13 protein-coding genes, 1 tRNA gene, 1 rRNA gene, 1 pseudogene and 2 riboswitches are annotated in these 18,165 nt (G+C 28.3%); of the genes and pseudogenes, 14 read left to right on the plus strand and 2 right to left on the minus strand.

All coding sequences use genetic code 11. From position 1 onward, the window contains the following. The 7 genes from I2A66_RS16195 to I2A66_RS16225 form a co-directional block, all read left to right on the plus strand. Positions 1 to 77 (plus strand): 23S ribosomal RNA (locus tag I2A66_RS16195); the annotation flags it as partial. An 82-nt stretch (positions 78 to 159) separates the two neighbouring features. Then, positions 160 to 234, plus strand: a tRNA-Thr gene (locus I2A66_RS16200). Between the two features lie 136 nt (positions 235 to 370). Beyond that, positions 371 to 454: riboswitch (cyclic di-GMP riboswitch) on the plus strand. A gap of 88 nt (positions 455 to 542) precedes the next feature. After that, a riboswitch (cyclic di-GMP riboswitch) is annotated at positions 543 to 626 on the plus strand. A 72-nt stretch (positions 627 to 698) separates the two neighbouring features. Further along, positions 699 to 4,541: a pectinesterase family protein gene (locus I2A66_RS16205; protein ID WP_195252009.1), complete on the plus strand. Its 3,843-nt coding sequence runs from the start codon at positions 699 to 701 to the stop codon at positions 4,539 to 4,541. 161 nt (positions 4,542 to 4,702) lie between these two features. Beyond that, positions 4,703 to 6,625, plus strand: coding sequence for a glycosyltransferase (locus I2A66_RS16210; protein ID WP_147516925.1), 1,923 nt, complete (start codon positions 4,703 to 4,705; stop codon positions 6,623 to 6,625). Further along, positions 6,622 to 7,737, plus strand: a complete 1,116-nt coding sequence (locus I2A66_RS16215; RefSeq protein ID WP_147516924.1) for a hypothetical protein — start codon at positions 6,622 to 6,624, stop codon at positions 7,735 to 7,737. Before I2A66_RS16210 ends, I2A66_RS16215 begins: the two co-directional genes overlap by 4 nt. A 101-nt stretch (positions 7,738 to 7,838) precedes the next feature. After that, entirely contained in the window at positions 7,839 to 8,699 is an 861-nt protein-coding gene (locus I2A66_RS16220; protein WP_147516923.1) for a YitT family protein, read from the plus strand. A gap of 153 nt (positions 8,700 to 8,852) precedes the next feature. Continuing rightward, positions 8,853 to 10,577 carry a protein kinase domain-containing protein gene (locus tag I2A66_RS16225; protein WP_195252010.1) on the plus strand — a complete coding sequence of 575 codons (1,725 nt, stop codon included), beginning with the start codon at positions 8,853 to 8,855 and terminating at the stop codon, positions 10,575 to 10,577. 311 nt (positions 10,578 to 10,888) lie between these two features. Here the strand turns inward: I2A66_RS16225 and I2A66_RS16230 are convergent, their stop codons facing one another. Next, a complete protein-coding gene (locus I2A66_RS16230) occupies positions 10,889 to 11,377 on the minus strand; it encodes a hypothetical protein (protein ID WP_147516921.1) in 489 nt (162 codons plus the stop codon). 193 nt (positions 11,378 to 11,570) lie between these two features. Between I2A66_RS16230 and I2A66_RS16235 the strand changes: the two genes are divergently transcribed. Together I2A66_RS16235 and I2A66_RS16240 are read left to right on the plus strand one after the other, a co-directional pair. Beyond that, positions 11,571 to 12,080, plus strand: a complete 510-nt coding sequence (locus I2A66_RS16235; RefSeq protein ID WP_147516920.1) for a VanZ family protein — start codon at positions 11,571 to 11,573, stop codon at positions 12,078 to 12,080. A 29-nt stretch (positions 12,081 to 12,109) separates the two neighbouring features. Further along, positions 12,110 to 12,997 (plus strand): LCP family protein, encoded by an 888-nt coding sequence (locus tag I2A66_RS16240; RefSeq protein ID WP_147516919.1) that lies wholly within the window; start codon positions 12,110 to 12,112, stop codon positions 12,995 to 12,997. Between the two features lie 166 nt (positions 12,998 to 13,163). Here the strand turns inward: I2A66_RS16240 and srtB are convergent, their stop codons facing one another. Next, entirely contained in the window at positions 13,164 to 13,859 is a 696-nt protein-coding gene (srtB, locus tag I2A66_RS16245; RefSeq protein ID WP_147516918.1) for a class B sortase, read from the minus strand. 324 nt (positions 13,860 to 14,183) lie between these two features. On the opposite strand from srtB, the gene I2A66_RS16250 reads away from it, so the two are divergent. The 5 genes and pseudogenes from I2A66_RS16250 (at position 14,184) to rfbA (ending at position 18,074) form a co-directional block, all read left to right on the plus strand. After that, the gene (locus I2A66_RS16250; RefSeq protein WP_147516917.1) at positions 14,184 to 14,861 is read left to right on the plus strand and encodes a YveK family protein; all 678 of its coding nucleotides are present in this window, start codon (positions 14,184 to 14,186) and stop codon (positions 14,859 to 14,861) included. A gap of 12 nt (positions 14,862 to 14,873) precedes the next feature. Continuing rightward, positions 14,874 to 15,587 (plus strand): CpsD/CapB family tyrosine-protein kinase, encoded by a 714-nt coding sequence (locus tag I2A66_RS16255; protein WP_147516916.1) that lies wholly within the window; start codon positions 14,874 to 14,876, stop codon positions 15,585 to 15,587. 28 nt (positions 15,588 to 15,615) lie between these two features. Further along, positions 15,616 to 16,281 carry a sugar transferase gene (locus I2A66_RS16260; RefSeq protein WP_243238756.1) on the plus strand — a complete coding sequence of 222 codons (666 nt, stop codon included), beginning with the start codon at positions 15,616 to 15,618 and terminating at the stop codon, positions 16,279 to 16,281. Between the two features lie 15 nt (positions 16,282 to 16,296). Further along, positions 16,297 to 17,136: pseudogene (gene rfbD / locus I2A66_RS16265) on the plus strand (dTDP-4-dehydrorhamnose reductase). Positions 17,137 to 17,162: 26 nt separating this feature from the next. After that, positions 17,163 to 18,074: a glucose-1-phosphate thymidylyltransferase RfbA gene (gene rfbA, locus I2A66_RS16270; protein WP_147516915.1), complete on the plus strand. Its 912-nt coding sequence runs from the start codon at positions 17,163 to 17,165 to the stop codon at positions 18,072 to 18,074. The last annotated feature ends 91 nt before the right edge of the window (positions 18,075 to 18,165 follow it).

The raw sequence follows: 18,165 nt of genomic DNA on the forward strand, positions 1-18,165 counted from the left end.
CCTGGTTGATAGGTCGAAGGTGTAAGTGCAGTAATGTATTTAGCTTATCGATACTAATAGGTCGAGGACTTGACCAAAATAAATGTTAAATGATAAATATTGTAAATGATATGTAGTTTTGAAAGTATTATCATACTTTAATCCTAAAATGTTATATTTGCTGGTGTGGCTCAACGGTAGAGCAGCTGACTTGTAATCAGCAGGTTGTAGGTTCGATTCCTATCACCAGCTCCATTTAAGACTAAGATATTCTTAGTCTTTTTTTGTGTTCAAAAACGAATTTACAGAATATGTAAAAATAAATCGAATGAAAATAGTAGATTTTATCATATTAATTTGATATTATAACAAAAGACAATGATTTTGTCTGGAAAAAAATAGAGACAAAGAAGTACGATTTATATATGGGCACTTGAATCGTATGGAGTTACTAGTGCAACCGGCTATGTTTAATTATAAGTCATTTAGAAATGAAACTAATTGATTTATAAACAGATATAGTCTTTTTTATTGCAAAAAGACTAATATCCTTTATTTAAACAAAAAATTATAGAAGCTAAGAAGTATGATTTGTAAATGGGCACTTAAATCATATGGAGCTAGTAGTGCAACCGGCTATATTTTAACTTAACTTAGTTTAGATATTTTAATCTAACTAAATAAGTTAAACTATAGCCTTTTTTTGAAGGGAGAATAGTATGAAAAACAATCTAAAAAGGAAAGTATTATCTATAGTTCTTACAATAGCCATGGTAATAGGGTACATGGTTCCAAATGTAGGTATAGTTAATGCAGAAACAAACGTATTACCAGAAGGATTTACAAGTGTAGCTATAGGTAACAATGACGGTAATGGAAGTGCAATTTTTGACAACACTAGTAAGACATTAGAAATTCAAGGCTCAGGTAACCTAATAGGAAAAGATAAGGGATCAGTTGATAGCTATCAATTTGTAAGTTACCAAGTTAATGGTGATGCTACGATTATAGCTAAATTAGAAAACTTTGATATGACTAATGCGCAATATGGTCAAGCTGGAGTATTTATACGTGAAAATAATACTAGCGACAATGCAGATTATTTTGGTGTATATGTAGAACCAAGTAAAGATCAGTATAGATATGCTTATAGAGATAACTCTACAGGTGGAACTGGTGCAGCAGCTATATCAGGATTAACAAAAGAATCTAAAAATAAATATATAAAAATTGAAAAGAATAATACTTCTTTTAAATATTATATAGCTAATGATAAAGATTTTAATGACATAATAGCATCTGGTGGACAAACTATAAATTCATCATCTACTACATGGAATTTGGGATTTGTAGTAAGTAATGGAGGAAGTACAACACCAGCAGTTGCAAATTTTAATGATATAACAATAAAAAATGAAAGTGGAATTATTTACACTTCAACAGATATACAAACTCCAGAAGTACCTGAAGTACCAGAAATACCAGAAACACCTGAACTTCCTAACTATGGTGTGGGAACATTACCAGATGGATTTAATAATTCATCAATAGGGAATGACAGTGAAAATGTATATGCTAATTTTGATAAAGATACAAAATCATTCACAGTAAATGGATCAGGTACATATATAGGAAAAGATACTTCATCAACTGATAACTATCAGTTTGTAAATTACAAAGTAGAAGGTAATGCTACTATAGTAGCTAGGTTAGTAGACTTCGATATGACTAATGCAAAGTATGGTCAAGCAGGAGTATTTATACGTAATAATAATTTTACTAATGATGCAGACTACTTTGGCGTATATGTAGAACCAAGTAAAAATCAATATAGATATGCTTATAGAGATAATTCATCAGCAAAATCAGGTGCAGCTCAAATAGGTGAATTAAATGCAGATTCTAAAAATCAATATATAAAAATAGAAAGAAATAAAACTCAATTTAAAGCTTATATATCTAAAGACCCAACATTCCCAACCGATAAAACAATAGTAAAAACTCAAACTGTTGTAAATGAAAGCAACACTTGGTATGTAGGATTTGTAGTAAGTAACGGAGGAAGTGAAACTCCAGCAGTTGCTACTTTTGACAATGTAAGAATAGAAAATGAAGATAAACTTTACTATGATTCAACAATAGAAAAAATGCCAGTTGATACAGTAGAAAATGTAAAAGCTGAGGCTAAAGATTTTAAAGTAACTTTAAGCTGGGATGAAGTAAAAGATGCTACTTCATATGTAATAAAAAGATCAACAGAAAAAAATGGAGAATATAAAGAAATAGCAGAAGTTGATTCTTCTAAAACAACATATGAAGATTTAGAAGTAGTAAACTTCCAAACATATTACTATAAGATAATGGCAAAAAATGAAAATGGAAATGCATACGACTCAAAAGAAGTAGTAGCAGTACCAAACAATAGTAATCCAGACAATATACAATATGAAGATAATGCCGCTAATTTCAACATGATAGAAGAACCAAATGATACAGTATCAAATCCTGTAATAACATTAAAAGGTTCAGTTGATAAAGATGGAAAGATAACAATAAAGCAAAATGATAAAATAAAAGTAAATGCTATAGAAAAATCAAAAGATGAAGTATTTACTAAAAACTTAATATTAGACTTAGGAAGAAACATAATAGAAATTTACCATACAACAGAAGATGGAAAAACAACAGTAAAAACTTATAACATAGTATATTTAAACAATGGTAACTATGATATAATCGTTGATTCAACATACAATGGTGTTGAAGGAAGAGAAGTTGATGGAATAAAAACATATAGCACAATAACAGAAGCAGTAGACTCTATATCAACTAAAAATACAGAACGTGTAAACATATTTGTAAAAAATGGCGTATATAAAGAAAAAACAATAGTACAATCACCATATATAAGTATAATAGGTGAAGATAGCCAAAAGACTATATGGACTTACGATGTTTCAAATGGAACAATAAATCCTGAAACAGGAGAAAAATATGGAACAAGTAAAAGTGCTAGTGTAACTATAAAATCAAAAGCTGTTGGATTTACAGCTGAAAACATTACAATAGAAAATGCTTACGAAGAAAAGCAAGTAGTAGAAGGTGATCAAGCAGTAGCATTAAATAACCAAGCTGATCAAAGTATATTTATAAACTGTAGATTTATAGGAAATCAAGACACATTATTAGCAGATGCAAGTAGTTCTTTACCTGCAAGACAATATTACTATAAATGTTATATAGAAGGTGACGTTGACTTTATATTTGGACGTGCACAAGCAGTATTTAATGATTGTGATATAGCATCAGTAAATAGAAACTTATCTCCAAAGAATGGATATATAACAGCAGCAGATACATGGGATAAAGATGCTTATGGATATGTAATAATGAATTCAAGATTAATTGGACTTGATGATATAGCTGATAACTCAGTATCTTTAGGAAGACCATGGAGACCAAGTAGTGCTACTGATACAGTAACTCCAGCAGTTGCATATATAAACTGCTACATGGGAAGTCATATAGCAACTAATGGTTGGGATGATATGGGTGCAAACTCTTTAGCATCAACAGCAAGATTCTTTGAATATGGAAGTTATGGACCAGGAGCTAAATTAAGTGATACTAGACCATTAATACAAAATAGTGAAATAGCAAATTACTCATTAGAAAATGTATTTTCAACTTCATCAGCATCAGTAAATGGAAATGATGCATACACAACTAACTGGAATCCGACTGAAAAGTCAGATTCTACAAATATAAACTCTGCATACGATAACATAGTAAATGTTTCATTAGTAGAATTAAATATATCAGAATTACCTATGAATATAGGAGATACAGCAAAACTTATAGCAACAGTAGGGCCAGAGGATGCTACTGATAAAACAGTTATATTTGAATCAAGCAATGAAAATGTAGCTATAGTAGATAACAATGGAAATGTAAAAGCTGTAGGTATAGGAACAGCAGTAATAACAGCAAGAAGTGGTAGTGAAGAAGCTACATGTACAGTAACTGTTAAACTTCCATTAGTACAAATGAATAATGTACCAGAAATAAATGCAGAAGATGTAAATATAAAGTTAGGAGATACTTTTGATCCTAAAGATTATGTAAAAGCAAATGATAAAGAAGACGGAGATTTAACAGAAAAGATTGAAGTTATAGAAAATACAGTAGATACAAAAACAGCTGGAGAATATAAAGTAGTTTATAAGGTAACTGACTTAGATGGAGCAAGTTTCACTAAGGAGATAAAAGTAACTGTAAATGAAAAATTACAATTACCAGAAATTCCAGAAGTAGACCCAGAAGAACCGGAATTACCAAGTGATCCAGAAATACCAGTTGAACCAGAGGTTCCAGGTGAATCTGATACTCCAGAAATACCGAGTAAGCCTGAATCACCACAAGTTCCAAATGATAACCAAAGTTCATCAGATGATAAAAATGACTCAAATATGGAATCAACTGTACTACCTCAAACAGGTGATAATAGTATACTAGGTTTAATAGCTTTAGTAGTTCTATCATCAGCAGTACTTTATATATAAATAAAAGAAATAAAAAGGAATAGTAATGTATTTAAGATATATATTAATTTATTGAGTATGGCATTATAAATTATAGTTCATATTAAAAGTAAAAAAGCATAATAATAATTAGTATCATATCCAACTATCTAATCAAAAAACAAAAAAATATTAGGAGGTGGGTGAAGATAATATATTTATATTTTTCTTTATCTCTAGGAATACTAATTTTACTATTTCTAATATATCCAAAAGTAAAAAGTATTCTATATGTAATAAGTATAATACTTTCCTTTAACTACATCGTTTGGAGATTCTCAGCAGTACCAACATATGGTATAAGCAAATATATAGGAATAGGATTACTTATTGCTGAAATACTTGGGTTTATACAATTTATGTTATTTGTATATATAAGCTCAAGAAATCCAAAGGAAGAATTTGAACTATTAAGAAAATCCCAAGATGAAAATCTACCTACTGTAGATATAGTTATACCAACATACAATGAACCTACATATATAATAAAAACAACTATAGCTGCAGCACTGGATATAAAATATGATAAAGATAAGAAAAATATATACGTATGTGATGATGGTAAAAGATACGAAGTGAAAAAATTATGTGAAGAGCTAAATGTACATTATTCAGTAAGAAAAGACAACACTTATTCAAAATCAGGAAACATAAACAATATGTTATTACATTCAAATGGAGATTTAATAGCTGTATTTGATGCAGATATGATTCCAAAGAGTAACTTTTTAGAAAAAACTGTGACATATTTTAATGATGAAAATGTTGGATTTGTACAAACACCACAAAGTTTTTATAATGCAGATATATTCCAAAAAGCTTTTAAGCATAAAATTCCAGCAGAACAAGATTTCTTTATGAGAGATGTTCAAGAAAATCGTTCATATATAAACTCAGAAATACATGTTGGAACAAATGCAGTATTTAGAAGAACAGCACTTGATTCTATAGGAGGTTATCCTACTTTCTCTATAACTGAAGACATAGCACTAGGATTTTTGATTCAGTCAAAAGGATATAAAAGTGTATTTTTAAATGAGCCATTAGCACTAGGATTAAATCCAACTAATTTAAAAGATTTTTTAGGTCAAAGAGATAGATGGTGTAGAGGAAACCTTCAATTATTAAAAAGTAAAAATCCATTTAAAATAAAAGGATTAAAACTAAATCAAAAAATAGCTTATATAGATGGATTACTATCTTGGTATTCAAGTATATTAAAAATGATATTTATAATAGCTCCAATATTTTATTTATTAACAGGTATATTCTTTATAGATGCTCCTATCAAAGATTTATTAATAATGTTCGTACCATATTTTGCAGTTCAATATTCAATATTCAGTGTAAACTCACCAAATACAAGAACTATGTACTGGGCACATATATATGAAACAATAATGGCTCCATACAACGCAAAAAGTTGTTTTGCACATATATTAAAAAAATCAAATACAAAGTTTAAAGTTACAAATAAGGATGTAAAATCATCAGCTGGAAATATATATATAAAAGAAGCTTACCCTCATATAATTCTAATAGTATTAACAGTATTATCTTGGGTAATGGGATGTTATAGAGTTAGTACAGGTGAACTTAACTTAGGCATATTTGGTATAAACATACTATGGACAATATATAATGTAATACCAATGTTTGTACTAATACGTATATCATTAATAAAAGATTATAACGAAGAACCATATACGATAGTAGGTGAATATATAAGACTACAGTTAGTTGAAGAAGATAAACTAGAAACAGAATTTAGTTTTAAACTAATAGGTATTTCTGAAGATTACTTAACTTTAGAACAAGATAATGATAGAGTACTTCTAAAAGGAGAAAAATTAAAACTATCATTAAATGGAAATGTAATTTCAGGAGTAATAGAGAAATCAACCAATGGAGAAGCAATATTACAAATTGATAAAATATCAAAAGATGCATATCTAAATTTAATAAATATATACTCAGATTCACTAAGACCTTTCTATGATTTAGATAGAATAGTCAATAAAACAGACTATATACAACAATTAATGAAAGGAGAGATTGAATATTGAGTATAGGTAAAGTATCAGGAAAAAGAAAAGTAGCAACATCAGTAACAATAGCTGCTGTATGTGGATTAAGTATTTTATTTATGGATAACTATGATACTATAGAAGGTTTTACTAATAATGTAGTAAAAAGTACTAGTTTGGTAAAATCAGATAGTCACACCAATATAGATAAACTTAAAAACACTTCAGACACATCAAATACAATAAGTAAGGTAAAAGAGTGGAATATAGGAGAAAAAAGTAATGACTATAATTTAAGTTACAATGAAAATAATGAAGTTTTACTTAAGTTTAGTAATACTCAAAATAATACATATATAACGAAAGAAGTTCCTTTATCATATGTAGATGGAGAGTTAACTAATTCATTATCATTGAAATTTAAAAATATAAATAATAGCATATCTCAAATTAGCTTTTACCTACAAGGTGATGAAAAGATGTTAGTAGGTAGTGGTGACAATCAATATATGGAATATTTTGAAGAGAAAATAGGAGATTACAAATTAGAAAACTCAAATAAATCAGATGCAATAAATATGACAATAGATATAGAAGAATCATTAAAAGAATTAGAGGGTCATATGACAAATGGTGTAAGACTAGCAATGAGAGTTGAATCTGATAGTGATTATCAGGACTTATATGATAGACAAGGTGAGATGATTTTAGAATCAGTAGAAGCTTTAAGTATAAAATATGGAGAGAATACACTTACACCATGGGCATACACTAATGGATATAATATAAATAATAACGTAGTAACATATGAGAACTTAAATGACTTTGAAAACATAAGTAGTGAGGTTAAAAACTATAATCCTAGATGTAGATACTTTAATTTAGAGATTAAAAATATAGATAATAGCGTAGAAAATATAGTTATAAATGTATATGGTAAAAACAATGAAGTAGCAAATATAAATATTGATTTAACTAAAAAATCAAAAACTGACTTAAGTTTTCAATACGACATATTGGAATATAATAATAAACTAGGTAATATAGAAAAAGTAGAGCTATTAGTAGACTCAAATCCATATAATACAATTACTAATCGAAGTGGTCAATTAGAAATAGTTTCGGCATATTTCTCTTCATTTGAAAAATAAAAATATAAAATAGATAGCAAAATTACTTGCTATCTATTTTTTTGTTTGAAAAACAAAATATTACTGATATAATATTCATAGCAAGGGAGGGATTTGACAAAATGAACAATAAAATAAAAACAGGAATCATAGAATTTATAGGATTAATAATAGGATGTCTATCAATGAGTATAGGTCTAAACATGTTCTTTAAACCATATACAATAGCACCGGGAGGACTAAGTGGTTTATCACTAGTACTAAGCAAATTAACAGGACTATCAGTATCAACAATAATGTTAGCAATGGGAATACCACTACTAATATTCTCAGTAAAAATACTAGGTAAAAAAGATGCTATAAAAACACTTACAGGTATGTTAATACTATCAGGATTACTAGATGTAACAGCACCACTATCTAACGTATCAGTAACAGAAGATGTACTTTTATCAGCAATATCAGGAGCAATATTCTTAGGAGTAGGTATAGGTATGGTATTTAGTGTAGACGGTTCAACAGGTGGAACAGACTTAATAGCACTTATGGTAAATAGAATAATACCAAGTATACCTTTATCAAAATGTTTAATCGTTATAGATGGAATGGTAGTTGTATCAGCAGGTATTGCAAATGGAAATTTAGAAACTGGGCTATATTCAGGTATAGCTTTATATATAATAGCAAAATTAGTAGATGCAATAATATCAGGATTTGACTACTCAAAAGCATTTATGATAATAAGTGATAATGAAGAAATTTTAAGAGATGCAATAGTAAATGATATAAAAAGAGGCGTTACAATACTTGATGGTAGAGGTGGATATACTAACAATAATAAGAGTATACTACTAGCAGTTGTAAAAAAGAAACAAGAAGTTCATCTTAAGAAGCTTATAAAAAGAGTAGACCCAAGAGCATTTATAATAGTAAGTGATGTACATGAAGTACTTGGAGAAGGATTTAAGGATATAAATGTATAATTAAATATAATCAGATATAATAAATTAATGAAATAAAACTAGTAGAATAGTTATTATAAGAAAAGCATAAAATTTATTATAATCTAAGGTAAAAAGGTATGGATAGAAATTGGATTCATACCTTTAATTTTTTTATAGAAGGATGATAAAAGTATGATTAATTTTACAGAAAAATATGAGTCACTTGAACTTGTTTCGAAGGATAAATCAAAATTAACATATACAGCCATCAATATAGAAACAAAAGAGAAAGTAATTTTAAAGCTTTACGAAAAAAGTCAGTATAAGGAAAGTAAATTTGATGAGTTAAAAAAGATTGTTCAATTTTCAAATATAAATGAAAATGAAAACTTGCTTAAAATAAACAATGTAGACAGTGGTTGTTATATGGACACTATATATTACATTGTAGAAATGGAATACACTGAATATGAAACTTTAGAAAAAATATTAGAGAATAAAGATTTTACAGAAAATGAAGCTTTAGGGATTATAAAACAAGTAATAAACGGATTACATGATTTACATAGACTAAATATAGTTTATAAAAATCTAAGCACTGAAAAAATATATATAAATGAAGATAATATTATAAAACTAGACTCTATAGGATATATAGATAAATATCCTAAAACAATAAAATATATATCACCAGAGCAAGTAGCTAACAAATCAATAAATAAAACATCAGACATATACTCACTAGGGATAGTACTATTTGAAATAATAAATAAAAAGCTACCATTCGTATGGGAAAATGGTAAAAAAGAACTATATAAAAGCATGATGGAAGAATTTTATATAGACAAAGAAAAATGTAGTTTAAACGTAATATCTATATTAGAAAACTGTTTGTATATAGATCCAAAAGATAGATATGAAAACTTAGACGCTTTTTTATTAGATATAAGCTCACACCTAGATTACAATATAAGAACATTTAGAAATGATATAGAACTTGAAAAGCAAGCTAAAGAAAGAATGATAGAAGCTAAATTAAAAGCAATAGCAAACATGGAAAAAAGCAAAAGTATAGAAGTAGAGAATAATAAAGACGATAATAATATTGAAGAAAATAATAATATTAATGAGAATAATAAGAATATAGACTCTAATGAAACTATAAATGAAAATAATATAAAAGAATCTGGAAAAAATGAAGACGATAATGAAGAATTTAAAGAAGTTAAAAATTTAAAAAATGAAGGTACAGGAAAAGAAGAGGACAGATCTAAATATAAAGAATATATGAAAATTGTATCAGCATGCGCAGCAGTAGGTATAGTATCTGCAACTTTAAAATTTGCAGGAAGTGATATTATTGAAGGTTTAAAAAATAAAGATAATGTACCAAATACAACTATATCAAATCAAAATAAACCAACAGGTTATACAAATAAAACAAGAGATAAAGTAAATCAACAAAACACAAATGCAACACAAGAGAATAACACTAATACAAATACAGATAATAGTGAATATACTCATAAAAAATATAACCCAATAGAAATTGAAGATGTAGAAATTGATAATACTTTAAATACAGATAACGAGCAAAATAAAAATGAAGGTGACACAAACACATCACAACCTAGCCAAGACAATAATACAGAAAATAATACACAACAAAAACCAGAGCAAAAACCAGAAGTGACACCAACACCAGAACAAACACCTCAGCAACCAGAGCAAAAACCAGAACAGACACCAACACCAGAACAAACGCCTCAGCAACCAGAACAAAAACCAGAAGTGACACCAACACCAGAACAGACACCTCAACAACCAGAACAGACACCAGAACAAACTCCAAATACACCTACAGACCAGTCACCAATACAAGAACCACAAACAACACCTGAAGTTACACCACAATAAAAAGCAACTAACTTCTTAATCTTTATTATATGATTAATAAGATTTAATCATATAATAAAGATTATCTTAATATAATTATCCTAAGTAATATAAAAATATTAAGGGGGATATATTATGGCTACTAAGAAACAAAAAAGAGAAAAAAGAAAATTAAATAAAAAAATGCAAAAAGAAATAGTTGCTAGAAAAAAAGAAGCTAATAAAGAAAATAAAAACGAAAAATAACTTCCTTAAATATAAAAAATATAAAAGATATAAAAAGGCTATATTAAAGATAAACTTTAATATAGCCTTTTCAAATAAAAGAAATATTAATTAGAAGCATAAGATAAATACATTCCAATCAAATCACTTTCCTTTATATTAGTATCGCTATTTTTTAAAATATTACTAACAATGCTTAACTTCTTAGAAATATCACCAGATAAAAACTCATCCTTAAGACTTTCTAAATCATCCATAGTATAATCACTAAGATTTATGTACTTATCAGTTTTACTAGACAAAGTATCAAAATCATCATTATCTTCTAAAGGAACAATAGAAACTCTCTTATTATTTTTATTCCAATAAACTAAAGAACTAATATCATCACATCTGACTAATAAATCATAATTATCTTCATTAGAAACAATATCCGACATTACCTGGGAAATACTTGCACTTTCCTTCACCATTTTTACCTCTGGTATAGGAGTAGAATTATTAGTATCTGAATCCTTACTAGGATTAATAGTATCATTAGAAACTGTAGTAAGATTTTTTGTAAAATTGGAATAATTATGGTAATTAATGTACATAATACCACCTACTAAGGCAACTATAAAGAATATGCAAATAAAAAATAATCTTCTTATAAATTTAAACATATAACATTCCTTTCATAAATTAGTATAATTTAATAATTTGATTATAAACATTTTTGAAAAATAAAATACAAATATCTTTATAGAAGTGATAAAATTTATAATTATAAATAAAAAGGAGTATTAAATGAGGGCAATTACAAAAAATAAAGAAATAAACTTAAGTAAAATTACAATAAGAGTACTTGCTATAATATTTTGGATGGGATTTATATTTTACTTGTCAAATCAACCAGCAACAGTATCAGCTAGTCAATCAGGATCATTTCGAAAAATGATTATAGAAATGCCTATACTAGGAGTTATAACAAAACCAATACTAACATCATCAATAGGGGAATTTTTTATAAGAAAATCAGCTCATATGTTTTTATACTTTGTATTAGCAATACTAACATATAGCTTAGTATATAATGGAATATATCATAGAAACTCACAAAAAATATTAAACTCAATGATAATAAGTTTAATAGTCGTATTTTTATATGCATGCACGGATGAATTTCACCAACTATTTATTCCGGGAAGAAGTGGAGAATTTAGAGATATAATGGTAGATACATTAGGTGGAATAATAGGACTTATATTAATAGGAATAACTAATCTTTTTCTTGGGAAAAGTAAAGTAAAGAATTAATATTTTAATATAAGAATAGTGGTGATAGCATGAAAAGGAAATCATCAAGTATTATACTAGCAATATTTTTTATGCTTACATTTTTTAAAGTAACATATGCACAGCCTGCATATGAAGATGCAAATTCAAGTGCATCGTGTGGAATAAAAAACATTTTATTAATAGGAGTAGATGGAGAAAATTTAGAGCGATATAATCGTTCTGACACTATGATTATTATGAGCATAGATCAAGAAAATAATAATATAAAACTAACATCTTTAGGTAGAGATACATATGTAGATATAAAAGGGCATGGTAAGGAAAAACTAACTCATGCTTATGCATATGGAGGTCCAGACTTATTAATAGAAACTATAAATAATAACTTTGGACTTAGTATAGATAGATATGCTACAGTGAATTTTTCTTCATTTATGAAAATAATTGATTTAATAGGTGGTGTAGAAGTAGAAGTAACAGAAAATGACGTTGAAGCACTTAATCAATTTATAAAAATCTGTTATAACTTATACCCACAAGAAAAAGATATAGAACTTATAGATAGTGCAGGTACTTATAATTTAAATGGATATCAAGCACTTGCTTTTAGTAGAATAAGATATCAAGATAGTACAGATGCTAGAAATTCTAGACAAAGAATGGTAGTCAAAGGCGCTCTTGATAATTTGAAGAAATCTGGTATTAGTGGATATATAGGTTCTCTAAATATAATATTATCTGGTGTTAAGACCAATTTGACTCCTTCTGAGATTGTGATACTTGGTTATAAGGCGTTAAGAATTGGTACTGATAATATGAAGACTTTGGAGTTTCCTTATTATAAGGAAGAAGTTAGACTTAAAGAAGCTGGTTGGGTAGTGCTTTGGGACAAAGATAAAAACTTAGAACTACTTGATAGTTTCTTGTATAATTAGTAAAGTTTGTAAAGCCGGGTGGCGGGCGCTAATATTAATTTTTAGTCATGCAGCGAAAAAATGCTGCGAATGACTAAAAATTAATATTTAGCTTCTGCCACCCTTTTTTTGTCAAGCTTAGATAATTATACTGGGTGTAAGGTGGGGAAAAGGGAGAAGAAAAGTATTAGCTTATGGATGTTAGTTTTGCGTTTACTATTGTTCGGGCTCCGTTGAATTCGTAGCTGCATGTGTATAGGGTTATTATTTTGTCATCAAACGTTACATTTGTGTTTGTTTTGAATAGTGATTTATTTTTTATTTCGTTTATGTAGTTTTGGTATTCTGTGTCGTTGTTAAAGTTTGTTTCTAGGAAGTTTTCTGATGAATCTGCTATATATACAGAGAATACTTCATATGTATATGTTTTTCCTTGGTGTTCTATTGTTATTTTGTTATTTTCATTAAAGAATGATTCTTCTTTGAAGTTTGCTAATTCACCGAACATTGTTTTGTTTCTCATGTGATGTCCGTAGATTATTATGCTTTTGTCATTTTCAAAGTCATTTCTGTAATCCATGAATATACTTCCTGATGCTAGGTAGTCTTTGTTGAAGTCGTGAGTAAGGTAGTAGTCGTTATCTGTTCCTTGCACGACAGGGTAGTCTATGTTTGTATTGTCTACTTTAAGCCAAAATCTATAATCAGGGTTTGAAGAAGATAACTCTTCGTCTTTGTTGCTTTTTTTTGATTTCTCTCTAATTTCTGTATATACTTTATCTGCTTTTTTATATTCTGAAAGCTTTGTGTAAATTTTATATCCAGAAAGAACTAAGATAGAAATTAAAATAAGATTTATTAAAGTCCTTAAAAACTTTCTCAAAATATCACCTCAAATATATTATATATTAAAGATATAAATAGTTAAAAGTAAAAAAATATCAAAAATATGGTAAAAAACTGTCTTGTTTTGTCGAATCTATTTTAAACTTTATAGATAAATGTTATTATATGGAATGAAAAGTAGTTTTATGTGGATATGTGTCTGATTAAATAGAATCAACAATAAAATACTTATTAAAGATATGTAAAAGCTTATAAATTATATGGTGTTTTGTTATAAGCTTTTTATTATGCTAAAAAGGAATGTGAACAATTCAACATAAAAAGCTTAAAAAATTCGGAAAATTTAAATGGAGGATAACTTATGGAAGAAACTATTGACTTAAGGGAGTATTTTGGAATTATCAAGAAAAGATCAAAACTTATAATAGCTATAACAGTAGTAGCAGTAATAATAAGTGCACTGGTTAGCTTTTTCTTATTGAAACCAGTATATGAAACAAACACTACATTAATAGTAAATAGAAGTGAGTCTAAGGAAACTCAAAGTATGACAGGTGATGAGTATAATGTTGCTCAAAAGTTGGCAGTTACATATGGAGAAATAATAAAATCTAGAACTGTACTTAATGAGGTAATAGAAGATTTAAACTTAGACATGACTTACTCTGATTTAGTATCAAATGTAACTGTAGGACAAGTTGGTGACACACAAATTATAAATGTAAAAGTACAAGATACTGATCCTATACAAGCTAGAAATATAGCAAATGCTATACCTAAAGTATTTACAACAGAAGTAAAAAGAATAACTAAAGCAAATGGAGCTGAGGTAATAGACAAAGCAATAACTCCAGAAGAACCAGTTTCACCTAACAAAAAGATGAATATAGCAATAGCAGGCGTGCTTGGAATTATGGTAGGATTATTCTTAGTATTCTTAATAGAATATATGGATACTAAAATGAAAAAACCTGAAGATATAACAAAACATTTAGGTCTTCCAATATTAGGTGTAATACCTAAAGACGACATAGCTTAAGGAGGTATATATATGCAGTTACACATACATAGAAATCCAAAGTCTCATATATCTGAGGCATACAGATTACTAAGAACAAATATAGAGTTTTCTAATATAGATAAAAATTTAAAAACTATATTAATAACTAGTTCGGGTCAAAATGAGGGTAAGAGTACGGCTATATCAAATATAGCTGCAAGTTTTGCAAGTCTTGAGAATAAAAAAGTTCTGTTAATAGATTGTGATTTAAGAAACCCAACTGTTCATAAGATGTTTGGAGTTAGCAATATAAATGGAATTACAGATGTGCTTACAGGACAAAAAGATGTAGAAAAGTGTATAGAGAATACTAAGGTTAGTAATTTAGATATTTTAAAGGTTGGTAAAATACCACCTAATCCTTCTGAAATGCTTCAATCTAAGAGAATGAAAAGTTTTATGGAAGCTATAAAACCTCATTATGATTACATATTTATAGATGCACCACCTGTTGGAATTGTTACTGATGCCAGTATACTTGCTCAGTATGTAGATGGAACAATTCTTTTAGTTGCAGCGAATGAAGCAGATATAGAAGCTACTAAAATTGCTAAGGAAAGATTAGAAAGTGTTAATGCTAATATTCTTGGAGCAGTTTTAAATAAATTTGAAGCAGATGAGAAGAGCTACGGATATTATAACTACTACTATGGTAGTTCAAGTGAAAAAAGGAAGCCAAAGCGTGGCTTATTTGGTAGAAAGTAAATAAGAAAGTTTTTTGGAGGGGGAAAATTTGGAGAGAGAACTGGTTACTTACAGTGAATTAGTTAATAGTAATAACCTTAAAGATAGTAAAATTTATTTATTTTTAAAAAGAGCTATGGATATAGTAGGCTCTTTATGCGGACTTATAATATTATCACCAGTGTTTCTAATAGTTGCAATATTAATAAAACTAGAAGATCCAAAGGGAAAAGTATTTTTCTCACAAGAGAGAAACGGAATTAATGGAAAAACATTTAATATGTACAAATTTAGAAGTATGGTTCATAACGCAGAAGAGTTATTAGAACAACTTCAAGAAAAAAATGAACAAAGCGGTCCTGTTTTTAAGATAAAAGATGACCCTAGAATTACGAAGGTAGGTAAGTTTATACGTAAAACAAGTATAGATGAACTTCCTCAACTTTTAAATATACTTAAAGGAGATATGAGTATAGTTGGTCCTAGACCTCCTATTCCTAGAGAAGTTGCTCAGTACACGACATATCAAATGCAAAGACTTCTTGTTAAGCCAGGCCTTACTTGTTATTGGCAAGTTGGAGGAAGAAATGAAATTGGATTTGATGAATGGGTAGAACTTGATATTAAGTATATAGAAGAAAGAAATTTATGGATTGATATAAAATTAATCTTTAAAACTGTATTCGTTTTATTTGGAGATAAAACAGCGAGTTAGATAGGGAGAATTTAAATGAGAGTAATAATAACTGGAGCTAAAGGACAATTAGGTTTAGAACTTACTAAACAATTAAACATTAAGTCTGATTATGAAGTTATACCAACTGATAGAGAAGAATTAAATATACTTGATATGAAACAAGTATCAGAATTTATATTAAAAATCAAACCAGATGTAGTAATCAACTGTGCTGCACATACAGCGGTTGATTTATGTGAAACAGATATCGATAATGCATATAGAATAAATGCATTAGGACCTAGAAACTTAGCAATAGCATGTGAGAAGGTAGGGTCTAAATTTGTATAAGTATCAACTGATTATGTATTTGATGGAAGTGGTGAAAGGCCATATAGAGAAGATGATATAACATGCCCTAACTCTATATATGGAACAAGTAAATTAATGGGTGAAGAATTTACTAAACAATTCTGCTCAAAATACTTTATAGTTAGAACGGCATGGTTATATGGAGAAGGAAATAACTTTGTAAGAACAATGATTAATCTATCTAAAAATAATAAAGAGCTTAATGTTGTAAATGATCAGGTTGGAAGTCCAACTAGTACTGTAGATTTAGCAAAAGCTATAACTGATTTGATTGGAACTGAATACTATGGAACATATCATGGAACATGTGAAGGGCAATGTAGCTGGTATGATTTTGCTAAAAAGATATTTGAAATAAAAAATATAGATATAAAAGTAAATTCTGTTACTAGTGAAGAGTTTAAAAGACCAGCACCAAGGCCATCATATTCTGTTTTAGATAACTTTATGCTTAAATTAGTAGGTTTAAATAGTTTTAGAGATTGGGACGATGCTTTAAAAGAGTACTTAGAAAAAGAATAATAGATTTATAAGAGGAGAGTAATTATATGAAAGGGATTATACTTGCAGGAGGGTCAGGGACAAGGCTTTATCCTATAACAAAATCAGTGTCAAAACAATCATTACCAATATATGATAAACCAATGATATATTATCCAATGTCAGTATTGATGTTGGCTGGTATTAGAGAAATATTAATAATATCAACTCCAAGAGATATAAATATGTTCAAAGAATTATTTGGAGATGGAAGTGATTTAGGACTAGATATCCAATACGCAGTACAAGAGCATCCTAATGGACTAGCTGAAGCATTTATAATTGGAGAAGAATTTATTGGAGATGATAAGGTAGCTTTAGTACTAGGAGACAATATATTCTATGGATATGGATTTAGTGAAAGATTAAAAAATGCAGTTGAAAGAGATGAAGCTACAATATTCGGATATCACGTAGTAGACCCTCAAGCATTTGGAGTTGTAGAGTTTGATAAAGATTTTAATGTATTATCAATAGAAGAAAAGCCAGAAGTACCTAAATCAAACTATGCAGTACCAGGCTTATATTTCTATGATAATGATGTAGTAGAAATAGCTAAAAATGTTAAACCATCTGAAAGAGGAGAGCTAGAAATAACATCGATAAATAATGAGTACTTAAGAAGAGGAAAGTTAAAGGTTGAGTTATTTGGAAGAGGAATGGCTTGGCTAGATACAGGAACTCATAAAGGATTACTTGAAGCATCTAATTATGTGGAAGCTATTCAAACAAGACAAGGTTTATATATAGCATGCCTTGAAGAGATTGCATACAGAAAAGGATATATAAATAGAAGTCAATTATTAAAATTAGCACAACCTTTAATGAAAACAGAGTACGGAAAATATTTACTAAAAGTATCTATGGAAAATAATTATGATGATGTAGAAGAGCTAGTAGCAATAACGGCAGAGGTGTAGAAATGGGAAACTTTAATTTTATAGAAACTAAAATAAAAGATTTATATATAATAGAACCTAAAGTATTCGGAGATGAGAGAGGATACTTTAT

Origin of the sequence: Romboutsia sp. 1001713B170207_170306_H8, from assembly GCF_015550495.1 — a bacterium.
Taxonomy (GTDB): domain Bacteria; phylum Bacillota; class Clostridia; order Peptostreptococcales; family Peptostreptococcaceae; genus Romboutsia_E.